21 protein-coding genes are annotated in these 23,938 nt (G+C 34.5%); 8 read left to right on the top strand and 13 right to left on the bottom strand.

Annotated elements, in window-relative coordinates:
* From ppk1 to N2Z72_03000, 8 genes are all read right to left on the bottom strand, one after another.
* On the bottom strand, positions 1-1,849 hold a 1,849-nt coding region (gene ppk1 / locus N2Z72_03035; protein MCX7696653.1), incomplete at its 3' end, for a polyphosphate kinase 1.
* Between the two features lie 3 nt (positions 1,850-1,852).
* Positions 1,853-2,350 carry a histidine phosphatase family protein gene (locus N2Z72_03030; GenBank protein MCX7696652.1) on the bottom strand — a complete coding sequence of 166 codons (498 nt, stop codon included), beginning with the start codon at positions 2,348-2,350 and terminating at the stop codon, positions 1,853-1,855.
* A 4-nt stretch (positions 2,351-2,354) separates the two neighbouring features.
* Positions 2,355-3,635 carry a serine hydroxymethyltransferase gene (locus N2Z72_03025; protein MCX7696651.1) on the bottom strand — a complete coding sequence of 427 codons (1,281 nt, stop codon included), beginning with the start codon at positions 3,633-3,635 and terminating at the stop codon, positions 2,355-2,357.
* Between the two features lie 282 nt (positions 3,636-3,917).
* The gene (gene thiS, locus N2Z72_03020) at positions 3,918-4,124 is read right to left on the bottom strand and encodes a sulfur carrier protein ThiS (protein MCX7696650.1); all 207 of its coding nucleotides are present in this window, start codon (positions 4,122-4,124) and stop codon (positions 3,918-3,920) included.
* A gap of 7 nt (positions 4,125-4,131) precedes the next feature.
* On the bottom strand, positions 4,132-4,650 hold the full coding sequence (locus N2Z72_03015; protein ID MCX7696649.1) for a DUF2148 domain-containing protein: 519 nt from the start codon (positions 4,648-4,650) through the stop codon (positions 4,132-4,134).
* A complete protein-coding gene (locus N2Z72_03010; GenBank protein MCX7696648.1) occupies positions 4,643-5,290 on the bottom strand; it encodes a toxin-antitoxin system YwqK family antitoxin in 648 nt (215 codons plus the stop codon). Before N2Z72_03010 ends, N2Z72_03015 begins: the two co-directional genes overlap by 8 nt.
* Positions 5,287-6,054 (bottom strand): ZIP family metal transporter, encoded by a 768-nt coding sequence (locus N2Z72_03005; GenBank protein MCX7696647.1) that lies wholly within the window; start codon positions 6,052-6,054, stop codon positions 5,287-5,289. The genes N2Z72_03010 and N2Z72_03005 overlap by 4 nt, the downstream gene beginning before the upstream one ends.
* 8 nt (positions 6,055-6,062) lie before the next feature.
* Positions 6,063-6,776, bottom strand: coding sequence for a hypothetical protein (locus tag N2Z72_03000; GenBank protein ID MCX7696646.1), 714 nt, complete (start codon positions 6,774-6,776; stop codon positions 6,063-6,065).
* Between N2Z72_03000 and N2Z72_02995 the strand changes: the two genes are divergently transcribed.
* Complete coding sequence (locus N2Z72_02995; GenBank protein MCX7696645.1) at positions 6,757-7,887, top strand: hypothetical protein; 1,131 nt, start codon at positions 6,757-6,759, stop codon at positions 7,885-7,887. The genes N2Z72_03000 and N2Z72_02995 overlap by 20 nt on opposite strands.
* Before the next feature lie 37 nt (positions 7,888-7,924).
* Positions 7,925-9,241, top strand: a complete 1,317-nt coding sequence (locus N2Z72_02990; GenBank protein ID MCX7696644.1) for a UDP-glucose/GDP-mannose dehydrogenase family protein — start codon at positions 7,925-7,927, stop codon at positions 9,239-9,241.
* Between the two features lie 22 nt (positions 9,242-9,263).
* Here the strand turns inward: N2Z72_02990 and N2Z72_02985 are convergent, their stop codons facing one another.
* Genes N2Z72_02985 through N2Z72_02975 form a run of 3 tightly spaced genes read right to left on the bottom strand, consistent with a single transcriptional unit; the run spans position 9,264 to position 12,864 of the window.
* Positions 9,264-10,646 (bottom strand): hypothetical protein, encoded by a 1,383-nt coding sequence (locus N2Z72_02985; GenBank protein ID MCX7696643.1) that lies wholly within the window; start codon positions 10,644-10,646, stop codon positions 9,264-9,266.
* Positions 10,624-11,559 (bottom strand): type IX secretion system membrane protein PorP/SprF, encoded by a 936-nt coding sequence (locus N2Z72_02980; protein ID MCX7696642.1) that lies wholly within the window; start codon positions 11,557-11,559, stop codon positions 10,624-10,626. Before N2Z72_02980 ends, N2Z72_02985 begins: the two co-directional genes overlap by 23 nt.
* A gap of 12 nt (positions 11,560-11,571) precedes the next feature.
* Positions 11,572-12,864, bottom strand: a complete 1,293-nt coding sequence (locus N2Z72_02975; GenBank protein ID MCX7696641.1) for a gliding motility-associated C-terminal domain-containing protein — start codon at positions 12,862-12,864, stop codon at positions 11,572-11,574.
* Between the two features lie 112 nt (positions 12,865-12,976).
* Between N2Z72_02975 and nhaD the strand changes: the two genes are divergently transcribed.
* The 6 genes from nhaD (at position 12,977) to asnB (ending at position 21,835) form a co-directional block, all read left to right on the top strand.
* Complete coding sequence (gene nhaD / locus N2Z72_02970; GenBank protein ID MCX7696640.1) at positions 12,977-14,392, top strand: sodium:proton antiporter NhaD; 1,416 nt, start codon at positions 12,977-12,979, stop codon at positions 14,390-14,392.
* Between the two features lie 105 nt (positions 14,393-14,497).
* Complete coding sequence (locus N2Z72_02965; protein MCX7696639.1) at positions 14,498-14,881, top strand: thioesterase family protein; 384 nt, start codon at positions 14,498-14,500, stop codon at positions 14,879-14,881.
* Positions 14,878-16,347 (top strand): sodium/proline symporter, encoded by a 1,470-nt coding sequence (locus N2Z72_02960; GenBank protein ID MCX7696638.1) that lies wholly within the window; start codon positions 14,878-14,880, stop codon positions 16,345-16,347. Before N2Z72_02965 ends, N2Z72_02960 begins: the two co-directional genes overlap by 4 nt.
* A complete protein-coding gene (locus N2Z72_02955) occupies positions 16,328-17,389 on the top strand; it encodes an amidohydrolase family protein (protein MCX7696637.1) in 1,062 nt (353 codons plus the stop codon). Before N2Z72_02960 ends, N2Z72_02955 begins: the two co-directional genes overlap by 20 nt.
* Positions 17,390-17,449: 60 nt before the next feature.
* The gene (gene feoB, locus N2Z72_02950; GenBank protein ID MCX7696636.1) at positions 17,450-19,915 is read left to right on the top strand and encodes a ferrous iron transport protein B; all 2,466 of its coding nucleotides are present in this window, start codon (positions 17,450-17,452) and stop codon (positions 19,913-19,915) included.
* 66 nt (positions 19,916-19,981) lie between these two features.
* On the top strand, positions 19,982-21,835 hold the full coding sequence (gene asnB, locus N2Z72_02945) for an asparagine synthase (glutamine-hydrolyzing) (GenBank protein ID MCX7696635.1): 1,854 nt from the start codon (positions 19,982-19,984) through the stop codon (positions 21,833-21,835).
* Here asnB and N2Z72_02940 read toward each other — a convergent pair.
* Together N2Z72_02940 and N2Z72_02935 are read right to left on the bottom strand one after the other, a co-directional pair.
* Positions 21,825-22,946: a glycosyltransferase family 2 protein gene (locus N2Z72_02940; protein MCX7696634.1), complete on the bottom strand. Its 1,122-nt coding sequence runs from the start codon at positions 22,944-22,946 to the stop codon at positions 21,825-21,827. The two genes, asnB and N2Z72_02940, sit on opposite strands and share 11 nt — an antisense overlap.
* Positions 22,943-23,938 (bottom strand): hypothetical protein, encoded by a 996-nt coding sequence (locus tag N2Z72_02935; protein ID MCX7696633.1) that lies wholly within the window; start codon positions 23,936-23,938, stop codon positions 22,943-22,945. Before N2Z72_02935 ends, N2Z72_02940 begins: the two co-directional genes overlap by 4 nt.

Genomic DNA, 23,938 nt, shown 5'->3' with positions numbered 1-23,938 from the left:
TCGGCAGCGTCAGATGTGTATAAGAGACAGCGGCAGAGGTAATATACATGTAATCTTTATCTTCTATGCGATAATAAATAATTCTACTATGCTCGAGAAATCTACCTACAATGCTGATCACACGAAGATTTTCATTTATTGGGCTTATGACGCACATACTACGTATGATAAAATACATAGGTATGTCGTATTGTGCGGCTTCGTAAATTTTATGAGCTATTTGTTCATCTACCAGGTTATTGAGTTTCACGATAATTTCAACATCTAAGCCTTTATTTTTTGCTTCTATAAGTTTGTCAAAAATTTGAAAAACGAACCGTCGAGTGTTTAAGGGTGAAACAACAATCTTCTTAAAGGTAAATGGTCTGTAACTGGCTTCAAACATTTCAAACACGTTTTCTATTTCTTTTCCAAGGGCCTGATTTTTAGTAAAAATGAATACATCTGAGTATACTTTTGATGTTATTTCATTAAAATTCCCTGTTCCAATGAAGGAATAAAACACGATCTTCTTTTCTTCCAATCGTTTAATAAGAATGAGCTTTGAATGAACTTTCAGTCCGGGAATACTTTGAATCACTCTTACACCTTCTTCCTGCAAGCGTTTACTCCAATAAATGTTGTTTTCTTCATCAAAACGCGCTTGCAATTCCATGAAAACGGTTACTTTTTTACCATTTCTAGCAGCATTAATGAGAGCATTAATTACATTAGATACTTTCCCAGTGCGATAGATAGTCATTTTGATGCTCCTTACCTGGGGATCTATAGATGCCTCCCGTAATACGTCTAACACGTACTGAAAACTATGATACGGAAAATGTAAGTAAACGTCTTTTTTAGAAATTTCTGCAAATATGCTCTTGCACGTCTCTAGTCGTGGGTGTGTAAGTGGATTGAGTGGATAATACTGAAGATGATTCATTCCTAAATCAGGAAAATTCATTAAATCCTTGAGGTTATGGTATCTATCTCCGTAAACAATAGTATCGTCTTTTTTTAGACCTAGCCGATTAAGAAAAAAAGTCAGCATTTGAGACGGTATTTGTCTGTCCACAACAAATCTTACTGCACGTCCTGTCTTGCGTTTTTTAAGACTTTCACTGATAAGTTCCATGAAACTTTTGGAAATGTCATTATCAATCTCAAGTTCAGCATCCCTAGTAAATTTAATAGTGTATGTGTTAAATGTATGATAATCAAACATTTTGAATATATCCTTCAACCCATATCGAATAACATCATCCAGAAACATAATATATTTGTTACCTTCCACCTCGGGTAACACCACAAACCTTCCCAAAACATCACTTGGCACTTCGATCAATGCATATTCTTTCTTTTCATCTCCAATAAGTTCTATAGCAAGATAAATTGAATTATCTCTGAGAGTCCATTGAGCCTGATAACATGACATCATAATCGGAAAAATATAAGTACGTACAGTGTTTTTCATGTAATTCCGAATATACTCATGGTGCTCTGGATGTTTTATCTGTTTCTCATTGATAATGTGAATATTATGCCTTTTTAACTCATCAAAAAGTTGATGATAAAGTTTGGTTAATCTCTCTTGTTGTTCCTGAATTCGTTTATTGATTTGTTTTAAAACCTGATTAGGATTAAAAATTTTGTAATATTCGTATTCTGATTTTCGCCGAAATTCAATAATTCGTTTTAAAGTAGCAACTCTAACGCGAAAAAATTCATCTTGGTTATTTGAAAAAATACCAATAAATTTTATTCTTTCGAATAAGGGTATTTCTGGGTTTTCTGCTTCCTGCAAGACCCGTTCATTGAAATCTAGCCAACTTAGTTCACGATTTATGTATGGTAATGACCCTGGCATGCTTTATAGCTTTTTTGGGAATAGTACTTTCCTTACTCGAACAAATTTAATTACAAACTCAAACCAAAAAGATGATTGGGACTCAAGGACAACCACCCCACTGGTGGGGAGTGGTTCAATTTTTTTATTAAAAAATGAAGCAAGTTCTGAAACCATTGGGTTATGCCCTACTATCATGACTTTACTAAAATTGTCTGGCAATGCATAGATTGCATCAAAATAATCATTGGTTGTGCCATCATATAGAGTTTGATGTGTAACGATTTCATTCTCGGACAGAGCAAAAAATTTGGCAAATATTTTTGCAGTTTCCAACGTTCTAACAGAAGGACTGCTTACTATTAAGTCTGGCCTCATATTTAATGAAAGAAGCTTATGTGCAATTTTTTCAGTTCGTTGTATTCCCTCTGGTAAAAGTTTTCTATCAAAATCATTAATGCCATCATGTGCTTGCTCTGCCTTGGCATGACGAGCTATGAACAAAATTTTTTCTTTATTCATCATATCACCATGCAAATAATGGAAATTTGGACATAAGTTGGTTAACTTCTTTTCTTACATGATCGATGACATTAACATTATCGATGTCCGATAAAACTTTATCGATCAGATCCACGATTACATGCATATGTTCCTCTGTTAGTCCTCTGGTAGTTACAGCAGGTGTTCCTACACGTATTCCTGAAGCAAGAAATGGACTGCGATTATCAAATGGAACCATGTTTTTATTTATCGTGATGTCTGCTTGAACCAGAGTATTTTCAGCTTTTTTCCCTGAAATATCAGGGAACTTTGGCCTTAGGTCGATCAACATTAAGTGGTTATCTGTTCCACCACTTACCACATGATAACCTTTTTCAATAAAGGCTTTACACATAGCTTGAGCATTCTTACGCACTTGCTCGGCATATTGCTTAAACTCAGGTTGTAATGCTTCATAAAATGCAACAGCTTTAGCAGCAATTACATGTTCCAAAGGCCCACCTTGCTGCCCAGGAAATACAGCTGAGTTGATTACTTCTGACATCATTTTGACCTCGCCTTTATTGTTGGTTAATCCCCAAGGATTGGGAAAATCTTTGCCCATCATAATGATTCCACCCCGAGGCCCGCGAAGTGTTTTATGAGTAGTCGAAGTAACGATGTGACAGTACTTAAGTGGATCATTGAGAAGTTTTGAAGCTATCAGACCAGCTGGATGAGCAATGTCGGCCACGAGTATAGCTCCTATTTCATCGGCTACTTTTCTAACCCGGGCATAATCCCAGTCACGACTATATGCCGAAGCTCCAACCATGATAAGTTTTGGTCGATGCTCAAAAGCTAACTTTTCAAGTTCATCATAATCGACCAGTCCTGTTTCCTGATTCACATGGTATGGTATAGGTTGATACAAAATTCCTGAAAGATTTACAGGAGAACCATGAGATAAATGACCACCATGAGATAAGTCTAAACCTAAAAATTTGTCACCTGGCTTGAGACAAGCAAAGAAAACCGCCGCATTTGCTTGAGCGCCACTATGAGGTTGCACGTTAGCATATTCTGCACCAAATAGTTCTTTTAACCTGTCTATAGCCAATTGTTCTGTTTGATCAACAATCTGGCAACCACCATAATATCTTTTTCCTGGATACCCTTCTGCATATTTATTGGTCAGAACAGATCCCATTGCCTGAAGAACTTGATCGCTGACAAAATTTTCAGATGCAATCAACTCAATTCCATGTAACTGTCTTTGTTTCTCTTGTTCAATTAAATTGAATATGACTTCATCTCGTTTCATGGATAAACTTTTTCCAAAAGTAATTAATTTTTACAATTGATGAGATTATTCAAAGAGTGAAAGCTGTCGAGAACTTTTAACGGGTACTATTTCTTTTTTAGTTTCACTGCCATCAATATTATTTTGAATTATTTTTTTAAGAAACTTACGAGGAGTTATACGCTTGAATCGGCAAAACCTAAGAAATTCTTCGTACTGCTTTCTGGACAAACTAAACTCAATTCGTTTATATTTCTTTTTCTTTGCAGCCAAGAGTAAAATTTTTTGCAAAAATAAAAAAGATTATCCTCCGCTAATTAAATGCAGAACCATGACTTTGTCACCATCGTGAATATACGTATGTTCATAAGCTTCACGAGGCACCAATTTTCCATTGATTTTAACTACCAATAATTTAAAACTAAATTTTTTTTGTTCAAGCAATTCCTTCACACTTATCGATTCGTAGCCCTGAATTTCTTCTATTTTATGGTTCAGTTCGAATTTCATGATTGAATTATTTTCTGTCAAAATAAATACTTTTTTGTGAAACGCTAAAAGGAATAGCAAAAGCCAGTGTTGCACCGGGAAGCCAGCCTAGTTGAAGTGCAGCTTTACCCGCCGAATACATAATGCGATTATCAATATGAAAAGTAGAAGCCAGTGAGACCATAGATCCGATAGCTATACCCAAATCAGTAACATTCATCACACATGCGATTTTTTCGGGCTTTTCACTGCATTTAAAACCACAATAATGGCAATTTATGTTTTTAGGCACATTCGAAGTCCCGATCAAGATTACAGCTTGAGAATGACGAATATTTTGAGCATCTCTACTGAAAAAGGCAAGATTATATTCTTGAGCTATTTTCTCCATTTCAGCTGAAAGAATTTCTAAGTCTTCTCCATAGACAAGAACATACTGAAGCTGATCCAATCCACGTGCTTTAGGTGCAGTCTTCGCAGCCTGGATAAGCCATTCAAGTTGAATGATAAAATTCTCAAGATTAATTTCTTTCCATGGTTTAATCATATTGTTCTGTTTTAATAATTCTACCAGCCTGATACCATATTTTTTTCGCTACTCTACCCCATTGATCGTAATGTTCTTCTATTGAATCTTTCTGATTGTTCTTATAATGAACAATTAATCTTATTTTTTGAGTTCCAGTATAGTAGCTTACCATCTTCCCATTTCCTTCGACAAAAAATGCAAAGCCTGTAATATTTCCTGCTCTATCAAAGAAAGTCCATTTTCCATCAAATTTTCCATTTTTATATGAAGCTTTTAATTTTATTCGACCGTTGGGATAATACTCTTCGTATATTCCGTGAAGTGTATCGTTATGATATTGAGCTCTAATCTGTATATTGCCGCTTTCGTCATATATCTCACTCAAGCCATGTTTCTTTCCTGCCTTATACATGGTTTTTTCTTGTAGTTTTTTATCAGGATAGAACGATTGATACAAACCATCTAGCATATCATTCCGGTACGTACACAAAACTTTAACATTACCATTGGGATAGTAATACGTTGCTTTGCCATTTTTCTTTGATCCGCGAAAGGTTATTTCGTACAAAATATTTCCGTATTGATCAAATTTCCTCTCTACTCTTTTGCATGAGTAAAATAACATGGTTACTTGCATAAGAATTAATAGCCATTTCATAAACTTAAATCCAATATCATCATGACTATGAAGCCACCCAAGAGAAATAATGTAACATGGTCGTTGTGTTGTCCTTTTTGAGCCTGGGGAATGATTTCTTCTACCACCACGTATATCATTGCACCAGCTGCAAATGATAATGCAAAAGGTAACAAATAGGAAACATGTTGAATGAGAGCAAAACCAAATAAGCTTGAAAAAAACTCAATAATACCACTTAAACATCCCCAAAAAAATGCTTTTTTCTTATCGTATCCTAAAGCAACCAAAGGTATGGCTGTAGCAAAACCCTCTGGAATATCTTGAATGCCTATGCCAAGTGCAAGGCTAAATGGAGAACCTTCGTGAAAAATATTTTCAGAAGCATATGCAATTCCCACTGCTAAACCTTCAGGAATATTGTGAATAAACATGGCAAAAAACAAAAGCCATGCACCATGCAGGTTCGAACTTACTCCTTCAAGCGTGGTAGATGATCCTATAAAATGAATGTGTGGTAGTATTTTGTCGAGTACATGAATGAAAATGATGCCAGTGATAAATCCGATAACTGGAGGAATCCATTGCACATAATTAAGTTGCTTCGAGATTTCGATCGATGGCAAAAGTAAACTTAAAAAACTACTTGCAAGCATAATACCACCTGACACAGACAACATCAAATGAGATCTTGAAAATATTCCTCTGTCTTTCAAAAAAATGAAAGAAACACCTATCGTTGTCAGGATAAACAGCAACGAGGATCCGATCAATAGGTCATACATAGCTAAAATTAGATAATAGTTTCAATGATTTTCTTATCCACTTTATGATAAAATTTAGCTTCAATTTCTTCTTTTAAATCGTGATATGCTTCGTAGTTTTCAGAAAATTTAACTCTTTCTTGTATGGTTTGTACAAAATTTCCAGAGAGGCCAACAATAAGCTCACAGAGTTCTCGAACGGCATTCAAATCACCTCGTTGAAAAGTAATGTAATCTACCAATTCATTTCTTTTGATATAATCAGTAAATAACGGACTTGCTTTTCGACCAACCATGAAACTTAATCCAGTGACATCAGCGGCCGACAAATCAAGGACATCATCCATGATAAAAGCAATTTGCGATGGTCGTATTTCAAAAACTTCTTGAATATGATGAAGAGCGTCTTTTTTATTTTTCACTGCTAGATAAACTGCATTGAAATGTTCTCTTTTGGCCAGTTGAAAAGCCGATTCATTGACAAGATTAGTGACGATAGCTATGAATGGTAATGACTTAAAACGCAAATAATAACTAAATCTCAAAAGATTGATTCCCAATACATCGGTTTCACTATAAGTGCTGGTAAATTCAACACCTTTTTTTCCACTGTTGAAAACACCATCCCAGTCGAAGAGAAAAGCCTTAATATTTTCCAGCTTTTTAGCTATTTTTGAAGCTGGAGTCATAAAAATACCACCATAACTTTCAAATATCTTTTGAATGGATTCAGGACTATACATATACGATGATTTTTACAAAGATACGAATAATCACGAAAACCTTTTTACATGTCCTGCAGGATGTCCAAGTTGCCTCATCAACAAATTTAAATATGATGAGCTTTGGAAGAGCAAATTATTTCGCTGGCAAGAAATTATGAAAATTCCCGTAAATTGGGCCGAACTTCACCCTGCCTTACCTCATGAAAAACTTTATTATCGAAAGAAAGCACTTTTACACGTAAATTACCGAAATGGAATCTATGAGCTGGGGTTCAAAGGGAAAGATGATTTTTTTAGTATAAATTATTGCCTATTGCATGACAAAAAAATAAATTTTCACCTTTTTAATTTGCAAAATGCTTTTAAGTCCATCATTTGTTTACCCATTAAATACGTACTAATTCATAAAAATCAGATTGTACTTGTGATCAAAGAGACGAGAAATGAGCAAATTCTGAAATATTTAGGTCAAAATTTTTTGTCTCATTTACCCCGAGAGGAAATACAGGGATTTCACGTTCACTTTAATCCTTCAACCGGGAACCGTATATTTCAGAAAAATGTACTTAATACTCTTCATGGCTCAATATATTGTCAAGATGAAGATGGTTTTTTCTATTCGCCACTAACGTTTACTCAACACCAAAAAAGAATGGTAAACGTAATTATTAACATATCCATTGATTATTTTCAAAATCATACACAAATTCTCGATCTTTATGGTGGTATTGGAATAACCACACATTTTTTTAAAAAATATCAATTTCAAACAACACTCGTTGAAAACCATCCTGATTCGGTCATTTGTGCTAAATTGAATAATCCAGATGCTGAGATTTTGCAGGGTAAGACATATGATAGATTGAATCAGTTATGGAAAAACTCGAGAAAATTTGATGCAATTTTTCTTAATCCGCCACGAGCAGGAATAGATAACAAAACAATAGAACTTATTTTTCAATTACAGCCACATAAAATTGCCTACCTTAGTTGTAACCCGCATTCTTTACAAAAAGATTTAATTGCTTTTTATCAACAAAAATATAGACTTGATTACATACATATTTTTGATTTTTTTCCTTTTACATTCCACATAGAAACATTTCTACTTTTACAAAAAGTTTCATAAAACCATTTTTTTTGTTTTAAGTTTGCAAAAAAAATATATGAGAATTGGTATTGTTGGAACCGGATATGTTGGCCTTGTTACAGGCACTTGTTTTGCTGAAATAGGAATAGACACTGTATGTATCGATGTGGATGCTTCAAAAATTGAATTAATGAAACAAGGCAAAAGCCCTATCTATGAAAGAGGACTCGAAGAAATGATGCAAAATAACATTGCCAAAGGTAGGTTGCATTTTACGACGAGCCTACCTGAAGTCCTTAATTCGCTTGACATTGTTTTCATAGCTGTAGGTACACCACCCGATGAAGATGGAAGTGCTGATCTAACACATGTTCTCAATGTTGCTAGAACTATTGGTCAACATCTTGAAAGAAACATATACGTGGTTAATAAAAGTACCGTACCTGTTGGGACAGGTCATAAAGTTAAACAGGTTATCCTAGAAGAACTCCAAAAAAGGTATCGAACGTATCATGTGGAAATCATATCCAATCCTGAATTTTTAAAGGAAGGTGATGCCATTAATGACTTTATGAAGCCCGATAGAATCGTGGTTGGAGTCGAGAGTGAATCAGCTCGTGAAATCATGGCAAAACTCTATAAGCCATTTACTCTCAACGGACACCCAATCATATTCATGGACATACTTTCAGCTGAACTGACTAAGTATGCAGCTAATGCTATGTTAGCTACTCGAATTAGTTTTATGAATGAAATAGCTGCACTTTGTGATAGAGTCGGAGCTGATGTCAATATGGTTAGGCGAGGAATTGGCAGTGACCCCCGCATTGGAAACAAGTTTTTATATTCAGGAGTTGGATATGGTGGTAGTTGTTTTCCTAAGGATGTTAAAGCTCTAATCAAGACTGGCATCGAGTATGGTTATCAGTTCCAAATCCTTCAAGCTGTTGAAAATGTTAATGAGAAACAGAAAGAAATTTTGGTAGAGAAATTAAAGAAATTTTGGCCTGATCTTAATAAAAAACGTATTGCAATATGGGGGCTTTCATTCAAGCCGAACACAGACGATATGCGTGAAGCACCATCCCTTCGTATCATAAATAGATTGATTCAAGAGGGTGCTGAGATCGTTGCATACGATCCAGTAGCAATAAATGAAGCAAAAAGACGTTTAGGAGATAAAATACAGTATGCTACTGACATGTATTCCGCAGTCAACGATACCGATGCTTTACTGCTGGTTACTGAATGGACGGAATTTCGTTATCCAAACTGGAACGATATTCTTCGTCGCATGAGACGTCCTCTCATTTTAGATGGTAGAAATATTTACGATGCTCATGAACTTAAAAAATACGGTTTCGAAGTCGATAATATTGGTGCGGCAAAATAATTATCAAATCTTTCCTAAGGTACTAAAACCTAATTTTTTTACCATTCATTAGAATGATGAATTCTTCTTTGGTGTAATTGACAAAAATGGCTATTCGCTGATGATTGGCATCGTAAAGTGCTACAAAAGCATCACTCTGGGTCTTTTTTCTGTTTCTTGGACTTGATTGTTGCTTTAGAGCAATTTGCTGACGCTGAATAGCATCAGCTAATTTGCTATACGATGGCAGTAAGAGAAACTTATGTAACGTTCCTTGCGGTGTTTCTACTTTTTCGATAAAAATCTGACTTGTATCAAAAGCTACAAAAATTCTTTTAAAATCTTCAATATTATTTAGCCCATAATAAGCTCCTACCTGTACGTAACAGACATAAGGTGGTTTCAATCCTAGCGAGTCGAGCTTTTCATGCAAAAGTGTCAATTTATCTTTTGGTTTTACTGAACTTGTTGTAAGAGAAGATATTTTAACAGTGTCAATGGTATTCTTTTGTTCGTTGTCTAAAATAACTAAAGAAGTATCTTTCTTTTCTTCATCTTTCTTTTCTTCATCTTTCTTTTCTGAGATGAGTTGTGGTTGTAAGGGCTTTAATTTGCCTTTATAAATATCAAAATTCCCATGCAAGTTTGAACTAAAGTAAAAGACACTATCTAACAAAAGAAAATCCCTTACGTCATAAGCTTTGAATGAATCGGGTAAAAAATCAACAAGACCAACGGTCTCATTTGCATAGTAATAGGGCTTGAACTTCCCTTGCCTATTGGATGAAAAAAAGAGTATATTGTTAAATATTCGAACATCGACTTCATCTGCATAAGAGTTTACTTGGCTTAAAGGTTCGACATACCATTCTTTTTTGTTTTTTTGAGTTGCTTTGTAAATGTCGTATTGTTCATTTTCCCGATTGGTGGAAAAATAATATGAACCATCGACCCACGTAATAGATTGCTCCGAACTACCAGGATGATTAATAGGAAAAGGTAATTTTTTTGGACGAGTTAATCCTTTTTCTTTTTCTTCGGATACATAAAGATCTCCGTTTCCAAAAGGCATATAAAGATAAAGCGTGGGGTTGTTTTCATTAATCCCTGCAACAGCTACATTTTCATCGAAATTGAAGTAATAATTAAAATCTGTTTTTCCCTGATCTGAATCGGCTACGTAAACTCTCTGATTCCATTTCAGTGAGATTTCGGGGGTTTTTTGATTGTATCTGGTACTGGTAAAGAAAAATCTTTTGTTGACAAATACAGGGGAAAAATCATCATTTTTTGAATTAAGAGATAATCGAATAATTTCAACTTGATTAGTTTTAAAAAGACTATCCCACTTCTGAAGAAGAGGAAATTGTGCATAAAACGAAAAAGGTATGCAAAAAACAAACTTAACGAACAGGTTTTTGTTCATTGAATAGCTTTTTTAGAATAATTCCGTGAGATAATAGCATATAAGAAGATTGGTTATTGACTACATCAGCCCAAGGAGAAAAAGAAGCCTGATAACCAAAGGTAAAACTCATCAATCTAACTGACAAAGAAGATGTTATGGCAGGAAAACTTTGATATCCTGCACTTAAAGATATAGTGCCATTCCACGTATAAAAAAGATTTCCCTCATAATAAAAATGATTGTTTTTGAGTTCCATAGTAAAAAGTGTTCTTAATCCAACCATATGCTTCATCCCAAACGTCTTCTGTATTCCTCCTTGTGTCGATAAGTAAATAGGTATTGGTTGTTGGATTTGATTGTCTAGGTAATTTTCCTTGAATGAAATAAGCCTATCGGCATGAATTCCTAGAAAGAAAGAATTCTGTGATACAAGAGATAAGCCAAATGCTCCATTAAAAGATGGAATATTTTCAATTTGTTGTTGCAAAATAGGATCCAAATGATTGTTCGAATTTACTTGATCATACATAAAACGGTATTGTTCACCAATTGCAGAAAGAGAAAAGATTAATTTTATTGCTCTTTCAGCATCTTTTTCCCCAGCTAAATGAAGCTGATAAAGAAATGATAATTCACCACCTGTGTTGCGAGAAAAACCCGCACGCTGTTGATAGAATTTTGCCGCTAAACCAATGCCGTAGTCTAAATATGCAGAAGTCATTAAACCATAAAAAACGGGTTGACGTGGAAAACTCAGTATACTCGTACCCTCAAACACAAAAAGTTGAGGAACTCCGTTCCGAAGCGACAATGATGGATTTTGCCACTCAGGAGCTTCATTAAAAAAATAAGGATTAAATTGTCCTAACGAAAACTGAGCACGTACAATTATTACTTGCACCACAAAACAAAAAATAAATAATTTCCTCATTCTGACAACTTTTTAAAATTTGACGTCTATTGAACCTTTTTTCTCGAATTGCTGCTGTTGATATGTGTAAATAAGATGATAGTAATAAACGGTATGATTGATGACTTCATGATCGAGAGGATTCCATTGGAAAGCACAATCTGTAGTGGAGTAAACGAGTTTGCCATACATATCATAAATATAAAGTTGTATGTTAGTTACATTGCAAAGATCGATAATTTCGAAAACATCATTAAATCCATCGTTGTTAGGAGTAACAACGTCAGGTATGCAAAAAGGTGGTGAAGGAAATATGGTTATAGTACCTTGAACAGTGCAAGCAATACTATCTCGAACTTGATACTGATAAGCTCCCGCAGATAAGTTAGAAATAGAAGTTCCTGTTGCAGTAAAACCATTGGGTCCTACCCAGTTTACAACATATTCAGGAGCTGGATCTCCACCATGAATAAACAAAGTTATTCGGCCCGAAGCAAGTTCAAAACATTCATTATCAACTTTGGTGTATTGAATTGTAAGAGGACTCTGTGTTTCTTTGACTTGGATAGGTACATATGCCTTGCAACCTGTTTGATCGTCGGTAACAGTTATGGTGTAATTACCAGCAAGAAGAGGTATACTTACACCAAAAACAGAATCGTTGGTAGTAAATGTTCTATAACCTGAGTGAACCGTGTTCCATTCGAATGTAAAATAATGACCTACAGTGGCCTCAGTTGCAGTAAGCGAAACAAGATCCATGGCACCATTGCAAACATATCCTCTCATCTGAACATCGACTTGTACGGTGTCAAGTATAGGAATGAGGAAAGTATCTTTAAATACGCATCCCAAAGTATCAATTACTGTTAATTCGTAATGACCACCTATCACTCCCACAATAAATGAAGTATTATAATAAAGTGAATCAAATTCAAGGTTTCGCCAGATATAGTTATAGCCTGGCGTTCCACCACCCACCATACAAATGATGCCACCGTCGTAATGTCCAATGCAACTATTGGGAAATAGTTCTAACACTACAGCAATGAATGCGGGTGGTTCATTTAGTTGATGAGAATAAACATATTGGTTTCCACCATTATCGGTGACAGTAACAGAATAAGTTCCAGTAGGCAAGTTCCAAATTGCTTGAGTTGTTTGACCATTTGACCACAAATATGTATATGGCGATTGGTTTGACTCAGGAATAACCATTAAAGCACCATCACTTCCTCCAGGGCAAGTGATAGGTTTAATTTCCTGAATCTGTGAGTAAACTAACGAGTAAATCAGGAATGTAATAAAAGAAAAATATAATTTCATTTTTTTGTTGTTTTTATTACAAAAATATAGAAATGTAATAATACATTAATTGTTTTTTTTTCGAAAATCTTTAAAATTAAAAAATTTCTTTCTTTTGCAAAAAAATACACATATGGCATTCTATTTGGCTATGATTGTCGTGTTCATTTTGGGCTATACCGCCATTGCCCTAGAACACCCATTGAAAATTAACAAAGCGGCTTCAGCGCTTTTAACAGGTTCCTTATTGTGGGTTCTTTATATGCTGGGTGCGTTCGACATTTTTACATTAAATCTGAGTCACGCATGGAACGAATTTAGCAAAAGCACTGGTTTACTTTTAAATCATGAAAATATTCAAGAATTTTTAACCGAACACGAAATTATTAAGCACTTAGGTGAAATCGGTGAGATTCTTTTCTTTCTTTTGGGAGCCATGACCATCGTTGAAATTACAGATCAACATCAAGGTTTTAGAATTATTACCGATAGGATAAAAACTACCAATAAAGTTAAATTATTATGGTTAATTAGCTTTGTTACATTTTTCTTATCGGCTATCTTGGATAACTTAACCACTACCATTGTGATGGTGACTTTAATCAGAAAACTTATTAACGATCACAAAGACAGATTGTATTTCGCAAGTACTATCGTCATTGCAGCCAATGCTGGAGGCGCCTTTTCTCCTATCGGTGATGTAACTACAATTATGTTATGGATTGGAGGACAGGTTACCACAGTTAATATAATTTTAAAATTGTTCATACCATCAGTTATCAATCTTCTCATACCACTCATTATTTTATCGTTCATGTTAAAAGGAACCATTGAACGTCCGAATGATGAAAACAGCAATGAATTGGAAGAAGGGAATTCCCATTCCAATCAAGTTAATTTAAAAGATTGGGAGAGAAATTTGATGTTTTTCATGGGTGTAGGGGGATTAATATTTGTTCCTATCTTCAAAACAGTTACACATCTTCCACCTTTCATGGGAATGCTATTTAGTTTATCCATTATCTGGATCACTGTTGAAATTTTACATATGAACAAACCAGAGGAGGATAAATTAAGCATCCATGGTATTCTTTCGAGAATTGATACACCAACCATTCTTTTCTTCCTTGGCATCCTATCGGCAGTTGCTGCATTACAAAGTGCTGGTCACTTAATACAATTATCTCATTTATTAGATAAAACTTTTGGAGATGTATTTATTATAGGAGGGATTATTGGAGTTATTTCTGCTATCGTTGACAACGTTCCTCTTGTCGCAGCTGCTATGGGAATGTATCCCATCATGGATCCCGGAACCACAGGGTATATGGCTAATTTTGTTCAGGATGGAGTTTTCTGGGAATACCTTGCTTATACAGCTGGTACGGGTGGGAGTATGCTTATCATTGGCTCAGCTGCTGGTGTTGCTGCCATGGGAATTGAAAAAATTGAATTCATTTGGTATATGAAAAAAATATCTTGGTTAGCTTTCCTCGGCTACATAGGAGGTATTTTTGCATATTATTTTCAAATAATGTTACTAGGTTAGCGAAATTTACTTTTACAAACGAAAAAGCCCTTGCATCAAGGGCTTTTTCGTTTTACATGCAAAACGAACTTAGAAATTTATGAATTTCGTAATTTTGGAAAAAAGATGTTGCAACCTGGTATCATATATTTTCTTCACAAAAAAGTTGAAGAATCTGACTCAGCTCGTGTGTATGGTTCAGGTTTGGTAGATGTACTTTCAACACCAGCCATGATTGCTTTTATGGAAAAGACCTGCTTAGAAATGGTAGAACCTTATCTTGAACCTGGTCATAACACCGTAGGAAGTGAAGTACACATTCAGCATCTTAAACCAACACCGATTGGTGACATTATTTATTGCCGAGCAGAGCTTATAGAAATAGCTGGGAAAAAACTTACATTTAATGTAGAAGTCAGCGATTCCAAGGGCTTGGTCGGGAAAGGTACTCACACGAGATTCATTATCAATGTTGAATCTTTCATGTCACGCTTAAATAAAACAACATGAATGCTGTTTTTATTGGTTATTTAATTATTATCATAGCATTAGCTGGCTATTTTTCCTCTGTTGTCAGAAATCGCAAAGATTTTGTCATTGGGGGAAAAAAAATTCCAGGTTTCGCTTTAGCATTGTCGGAAAGAGCTGCTGGTGAGTCAAGTTGGCTGCTACTTGGTCTAACAGGACATGCCTTTGTTGAGGGTTTTGGTTCCATTTGGGTAGCATTAGGGTGTGTGATTGGAATTCTGTTTATATGGTGGGTTATGGCAGAACCTCTTCGCAAAATAAGTGAAGAAACAGGAGCAACAACCATTCCTTCTATCCTCTATTCTCGCTTCCCAGAGCATAAGTATCCCATTATGTTTTTTAGCTCCCTTATTCTCATTTTTTTCTTTCTTTTTTATATAGCAGCTCAGTTCCATGGCGCTGGTAAAATTTTCAATATAGCATTTGGCCTTGACGAGACAACTGGAATTATCATAGCAACAATTATTATTTTGTTATATACGATGCTGGGTGGTTTCATGTCGGTAGTTGCAGTTGATGTTTTTCAGGCAATTCTAATGATCATCACCATTTTCGTTCTTCCTATTATCGCTTTAGTTTATCTCTCATCTCAAGATATTGATTTTTTAGCATCCCTTGCTGCTGCTCCACCTGAAATAAGTACACTAACCCATGGATACGAGGGGTGGGCAGCATTCGTTTTTATTCTTAGCGGTTTAAGCTGGGCATTCGGATATACCGGCCAACCACACCTACTTGCTCGCATGATTGCCATGAAAGACAAGAAAAACGTCGTTCAAGCAAGACGTGTTGCAACCATATGGACAATTATAGCATACGCGGGAATTATTATTACAGGACTTGCAGGTTACGTATTTGCTCAGAACCGTATCTTCTCTGAACAAGAATTACAATTACTTTTTAAAGATGTAGAAAAAATACTTCCACTCATGGTCAATTTTTTGGTTATTCCATTTATGGTTGGACTTTTACTGTCGGGTGCTGTTTCTGCTATGATGTCGACAGCCGCCAGCCAGTTAATGGTATGCAGTTTTAATCTCAGCGAAGATATCATTCCTCTGTTTTTGAAAAAGAATAGAGAAATCAATGTCTGGGTAGTACGAATTATTATAATCTTGGTTGGTTTTCTCGCTTTTTTCACAGGCATTACCATGACAGATACCGTCTATGGTCTTGTATCGTACGCGTGGTCAGGTATCGGCTCAAGTTTTGGACCAGCCCTGTTACTTCTCCTTTTTTGGAAATCTTTCAATGGGGCAGGTGTCATTGCAAGTTTACACTCAGGTTTAATTACCACCGTTATTTGGAAAATGTTTTTCGTAGAATCAACAGGAATTAGTGAACGTTTAGTTTCCTTTATCATAACTTTATTTGTTGCTTTTATTGTGAGTGTTATTTCTAACAAACTGAAACAACTTCAAACCTCTGATGAAGGAAATAACGTTTGAATTTTTATTTGATCCTTATAGTTTCTCATTTCATTCTAACGTTCAAGTCCTATTTGAATCGCCAAATCAAAAAATAATTCACATACAGCCTGACTCGACTTCTCGAAAAAATTTTCGCCATGGCTTTTATACGCCGGGTTTAATAAATATGCATACACATCTTGAGTATTCATGGATGAAACATATGATCCCCCCATTTCAAAAGATGCACTTTTTTATTGATTTCATGAAAAATCATAGTCAATCAGTATCTGAAACTGAAAAAAACGAAAAAGCACAAAATGCCATAAAGAATTTTAAGCATAATGGTATAGATCATATAGTTGATATTTGCAACACCTACCTTGAAGTTAAAACTGAAGAGTCATCTTTTTTTACCAATTTGGTAGAAATATTTGGAATCGATCCACAAAAATCAGAAGATAAAATCCAACAAGCTCAAAAAATATTTCAACTGTACCGTAACACTCACCAACAAACTTTTTTTACTCCTCATTCCCTCTATAGCCTATCTGATGCTTTATGGAATTATCTTTTACCTCGCCTTGTCGATGCACCATTTTATTCCATTCATTTCATGGAAAGTAAGTATGAAATAGATGTTCTTAAAGATCCGGTCGAAAAAGCTATTTCTTTACTACCAAGACATCAGCGTGTGTTTTTCGTACACAATACATACACCACCGAAAAAGATCTAATCAGGCTCTTGGATTATTTTTCTGATCCATGGTTCGTTTTTTGCCCTCGGTCGAATTACTACATTGAAAAAAAGATTCCTCCTATTGAAATGTTTGTGCACTATTGCTTCGAAAAAGTATTACTTGGCACTGATAGTTTAGCAAGCAACTGGTCTCTTAACTTGTGGGATGAGATTCGATTTCTACTCAAACATATTCCTTCCATTCATCTAACTTACTGGTTAAGAGCTACCACCTTATCTGCAGCAAAAGCTTTGAAAAAAGAAGCATCATTAGGAAGTATTGAAATAGGTAAAAATCCTGGCATTTTTTTCATACCAAATCATCTATGGGCAAGTTTATGATATGTGTTATCTAATCTTTACTAAAATTATAAACATGTAATTTTGCTTTGTTTCTCAACTATGACACTTGATCAGTTAAAAACAGGCGAAGAAGCTTACATTACACGAATAAAAGGCAGCGGTACTTTAAGAAAGCGTTTGCTTGACATGGGTTTTCTCCCCGGCCAAAAGGTACAAGTAATTAGAGAAGCTCCCCTCCATGATCCTATTGAATTTCTCGTTATGAACTACCATGTAAGCTTACGTAGAAAAGAAGCCATGATGATTGAAGTTTTAACCAATCAAAACATTATTGACATTCATTTACAGGAATGGCAAAAAATATCTCATAAACCCATTTTTATTGATAAATTCTTTGAACGCAAAGTTGAGGAGCAATCAAAAATACTTCATGTAGCCTTAATAGGTAATCCTAATTGTGGAAAAACCACACTTTTTAATTTTTTAACTCATTCTTATGAGCATGTGGGTAATTTTGCTGGGATTACTATAGATGCAAAAAAAGCAAATATCAAACATAAAAATTATCAAATCTATCTTATAGATCTTCCTGGATTGTATTCGCTAACATCTTTTACACCCGAAGAAGAATTTGTTGTTCAGTATCTTTTAAGGGAAACACCAGATTATATTATCAATGTTGTTGATGCCAATACTTTAGAAAGAAATCTTTACCTTACTTCTCAGCTTCTTGAATTAGACATCCCTTTTGTTATTGCCCTTAACATGTGGGATGAATTTTTGAAGAAAAAGCATGATCTAGATTATCAACATTTATCTGCTTTATTAGGTGTACCCATCATTCCAACAATTGGCCCCAAAAAAAAAGGATTGACAGAATTACTTGATCGAATCATTGAAATACATGAAAATCCGAACCTGAGAGCGAAAAAATCTGTTCAACTTCCCTACCCTTTCGAAATAGAAGAAAAAATACAAGAACTTAAATCCATGCTGGAAAACGATCCCGAAATCGTTCATTCCATTAACCCTCAATTTATCGCTGTTAAGCTTCTTGAAAAAGATCATTTATTTGATCGTTTAGTCAACCCTGTCATTTTAAAAAAAAGCAGAGATTTTTTACATAAGATCGAAAAAACTTTTTCAACCCCAGCAGAAACACTCATCGCTCAGGCAAGATATGGTTTTGTCCATGGTGCATTAAAAGAAACTCTGGTGCTCAACAACAAACAAACAAACAAACAAGATGTCACAGAACAATTGGATGGTTTTCTTACACATAAAGTATGGGGTTATGTTTTTTTTGTTTTCGTTATTTGGTTAATGTTTTTCATGACTTTTAAGGTCGGAAACTTGCTTCAAAACTATTTAATTTTAGGTGTAGACTTTTTGACAGATTTTGTCAATAGCATCCTTCCACCTACCATGTTTCGTTCTCTTTTGTCGGACGGAATTATTCAAGGCGTTGGAGGTGTTGTAGTTTACTTTCCCAACATTCTCATCCTCTATTTTTTTATTGCTCTCATTGAAGACTCTGGTTATCTTGCTCGTATAGCATTTATCATGGATAAAATCATGCATAAAATTGGGTTACATGGAAAATCTTTCATCCCAATGATGATGGGCTTTGGTTGTAACGTACCAGCCATAGCGGCAACAAGGATTCTTAATAATCCCTCCGATAGAATTATCACGATGCTTATTAATCCTTTTTTTTCCTGCAGTGCCCGATTACCAGTTTACATGCTTATCATATCGGCTCTTTTCCCAATTTATGGCAATTGGATATTGTTTTTTATATACATGGGGGGGATACTAATGGCTATTTTTCTTTCAATTATACTTAGAAAAACCCTTTTTGCAAAGGAAGATGCTCCATTTGTTATGGAGCTTCCTCCTTACCGACTACCAACCGTACGATCCCTGATGCGTCATATGTGGTTTCGCTCATCTCAGTTTCTTAAAAAAATGAGTGGTGTTATTCTCGTTGCTAGTATCATTCTTTGGGCTTTACATTATTTTCCTGTAAAAAGAGAGTCATCATATGATCTTATTTCAAAATTAGATGAAATCAAAAAGCAAAATCCTCACATAACTTTTGACGCACATTCTATAATTAACTTAACCCATAACGATACTTTAATAACTAAGCTGCACCGTATCTATCAAGAAATGGAGACGAGTTATTACCAACAATCATATTTGGCAAGAATAGGCAAGTTTATTGAACCTTTATTTGCACCTCTTCAATTCAACTGGCAAATCACTACAAGTTTACTAGCAGGCCTAGCAGGAAAAGAAATTGTAGTTTCGACACTTTTAATAACTTCTCAAGCTCAAGATGAAAGCTTGCCGGGTTCTATCAAAAATTTGTTTACTCTACCATCTGCACTGGCTTTCTTGGTTTTTATACTTCTTTATTCCCCTTGCATGGGTGTACTTTTTGCTATTTACAAAGAAAGCAGTAAATTCAAATGGGCTTTTTTTAGTTTTTTATTTTCAACTATCCTCGCTTACATCATGGCGTTCGCAACATTAACATTGACAAAATTTTTTTTGGTTTGAAAAACTTAATATGAGATTATTGAAATCAAATATTTTTTATATTATTGTATTAGAAAACAAAAACACATGTGCGGAATAGCAGGTTTTTTCTCTGAACAAAATAGTGAACTTTTGAAATCATATCTTCACAAGATGATTCACCAACTAGCACATCGAGGTCCTGATCATGAAGGATTGTTTTACAATCATCCTTTTTACTTAAGTCATCGGAGATTAAGTATTATTGATCTTTCCCCATCCGCCAATCAACCTATGTTTAGCGGCAACGGTAGATATGTGGGAATCTTTAATGGTGAAATTTATAATTACAAGAAACTAGCGGAATCATATGGCATTCAAACCAAAACATCATCAGATACCGAGGTGGCCATTGAAATGTTTTCATTACTGCATACTGATGCTTTCCAGCATTTTAATGGTATGTTTGCCATGGCTATCTTTGACCGCGAGAAGAATACTTTAATCCTTGCCCGTGACCGCATAGGGATTAAACCCTTATATTACTACTGGGATGGAGAGAATTTAGCTTTTGCATCTGAAATCAAAGCTCTTCTTGTTTTACCTTTTGTTCAAAAAAACATTTCAATCAATCGCCTCGCTCTACAACAATATTTTAATGTGGGTTTTACATTAGAACCCTATACGATATTCAACAACATCTATAAATTTCCTGCAGGTTATTACGCTGTGTTTCAAAACAAAACGCTTAATTTTTACAAGTATTGGTCAATATTTGACTCAATGAATCATCCAAGAATTACTGACGAAAAATATGCTCAAGTAAAATTAGATGAATTACTTCATGATGCAGTAGCAATGCAACTTCGAAGCGATGTTCCATATGGAGTTTTTTTAAGTGGAGGAACAGATTCTTCCCTTGTTACTGCAATAGCATCTCACCATATCAAACAGGTTAAAACTTTTTCTATTGGTTTTAAAAACATCAATTTCGACGAATCTCCTTTTGCCGAAAAAGTTGCAAAACATCTTTCTGCCGATCATCATACCATCATAGTTAACAGCCATGATATTATTGATTATTTAGCTCCTTATATTGAAACTTATGATGAGCCTTTTGCTGATTCAGCTGGTATTCTCAATATGATTCTTTCACAAAAAACTCGTGAGCATGTTACGATGGTTTTAAGTGGAGATGGAGGGGATGAACTTTTTTGGGGTTATGGAGCTTATAATTGGGCAAATCGTTTAGCTCATCCTTTGATCAAAACGAGCAGAAAATTACTTGCATTTCTACTTCGTTTCGGGCCGAGTAGATACAAAAGAGCTAGTCACATGTTTGATTATTCATCTAATGTGTTTCTTCCTCTCCACATTTTGTCGCAAGAACAGTATTTCTTCTCTCTTAAGGAAATTTCCAATTGGTACCCTAAAGAGAAAATCCATATCCTTCCTCATTATCATGAGGAACTTCAAAATATTCAAGATCCTGTTGAAAGGCAATCTGTGTTTGATTTGATTTATTATTTAAAAGATGATCTTTTAATAAAAGTCGATCGTGCATCTATGTTATATGCTTTAGAGGTTAGAGTTCCTATCCTTGATCATAGAATTGTTGAATTCGCATATCAGCTTCATCCGTCCTTGAAGAAAAAGGATGGTATCTCAAAATACATATTTAAAAAAATTTTATTTAATTATCTTCCTTCCTCCTTATTTGATAGACCTAAGAAAGGGTTTGCTTTTCCTTATATGTGGTTTTTCCATGAATTTAAAGAAATTATTATGAATACCTTACATCCCGATTCCATCAAAGACAACCCATATTTACCAGCCGATTGTGTTCAAAAGACAATTGAAAAATATTACTTACATAAGCATCATTACTTATGGGCAAGGATATGGATTTTTTTTGTTTTTCATCTATGGTTTGAAAAAAATAAGCATTTTCTTACCCGTTGATGAGGTATCTTTTATATTCATGATATGATGGGAACAATCTATTAAATTTCTTTCGAGCAGCTAAATATGAAATGAAGCGAAATTTATTTAGTAAGTATGTAATGATTTTTCCATAAAACAAACCTTTAATGTTAAACAACATATAAAAAAAAGCATAACATTTAGATGCAAAGGAAAGTCTTTTCATAGCCTGAATGCAAATGTCATAAACATGAGAAAAATAAACAATGTTAATTTCTTTCTTTATTTTTTTGCTTGAAATTTTTTCTTTTTCCAAGAAAAATCTTCTAAAATTTCGTATGATTTGAAGACCTTTCATTAAATGGTTTAATCCCACAGCAGAATTCATACGATTGGAAATGACATAAGCAATTTCTTTCGGTATTTTTACCGACAAGTAAGATTCAATATGTTGCCTAACAAGGTTAATAAAATTACTATCCTGCAATTCAGTGAATTTCCTACTCACACTTTGTTGGTTGATGCGACTAGCATGAAGGTGTTCATCCATGTTCCATAACTGATATTTCATTTTTAAAAGCCTAGCCCATAATTCATAATCCTCTACATGAATGGTAGTAGTGTCAAAACGATATGGATTATCAATAAAAACACTTTTTTTAGAGAGTAATTCAGGATGTCCGTGAGGAGTGTAAAAGAAACTAGCAAAATAGTTAGCCAAATAACTTTTCTGTCTTATTATATCCATTCCTACGAGTAAACCTTTTTCAGATATAAAAAAGGATGCACACGAGACTAGATCTACTTCCGGATGAGTTAAAAGGAACTCTAGCTCTTTTTCAATTCGCACGGGAGCTGATATGTCATCTGCATCCATGCGAGCAATATATTCACCGTTACAAAATGATATGGCCTTATTGAGTGTACGAATTAAACCCATATTCTGCTCGTTTCGAATAAGTTTAATTCGTTTGTCCGTTTGAGCATAATATTCTAAAAGCTTAAAAGTATCATCCGTAGAACCATCGTCAATGCAAATAATTTCAAGGTTTTTGTAGGTTTGATGAATGATAGACAAGAGAGCTTCTTCAAGATATGGCATTGCATTGTAGCAAGGTAAAATCACAGAAACTAATGGATACTCTTTCATGGCTTATGATGTTTATTTCTTCTAAACCATCTTGTTTTAACATGATGTTTTATTAAGTTATTACCTGGATATAAAAATAATGACAAAAAAAACAACATGATTCGTCGAAATAATTTTGTCTCCTTTAAAAAGTGAAAGAAATAAAGTTCAGATAAACATTTACGTCTTTCTTTAAGTTGATGGATGAATGGATATTTTTTTCTTTTGTTTTTTGATAAAAAAACATAAATCTTTTCATTAAAGGAACGATTGTAATCTAAAAAATAAAAAGGAGACAATGTAACAATAGGATAAAAAGTTAATTTTTGCTGGATTAATTTCCATTCCTCTGGATGAAAGTATTCATCAACAAATGGCACTTCAATCAATTGAGTTACATGAGGAAGATCATGAACAAAAGTTTTTAAAAATGTTTTTTGTAAAGCTATAAAAGGATAATCTTGAAATTCAGCATGAAAAAACCGATACGTATGTTCGGCATGTCCGTACCTTCTAAAACGTGAAAAATATGGATGCCAACCCCCTATTTTCAGTAATACTTCAGACTTGAAAAAATTAAATTGCCCTCCTCCTTTAAAGCCTTTTTCTAGAATTTCATTATTGTATATTTGCCTGGTAGGATTTCTATCAATTACTTTTGCTGAGAGATGAGGTATATTTAATGCTTCCGACGTTCGAATATGATCGAAAAAAACAGTTTCATCCATTAGTTCTACATCATCATCAATAAAAAAAATATAATCATAATTTTTCCCTAATTTTTTCAAGACTCTGTTTTTAGAAATACCGACCCCTTCACGTTCTTCTGAAAAAAGTAAAGGGATATGAAATTCTTTGCAAAAATCAAGATATTCTACATCATAGCCATCAAGAGAAAGTAAAAAATCAAAACCCTCGAAACGATTGCAAAAATCAATGTATGGAAGTACATATTTTTTCACTTCTTGTAAGCGCATGCATGTTGTAATGCATATGAGAGATTTTCTAGTCAT

This window comes from Bacteroidales bacterium (assembly GCA_026418905.1).
In the GTDB taxonomy this organism is placed as follows: Bacteria; Bacteroidota; Bacteroidia; order Bacteroidales; family DTU049; genus JAOAAK01.
The sequence above is the reverse complement of the archived record's forward strand: the minus strand, read 5'-3'. Positions and strand labels throughout refer to the sequence as shown.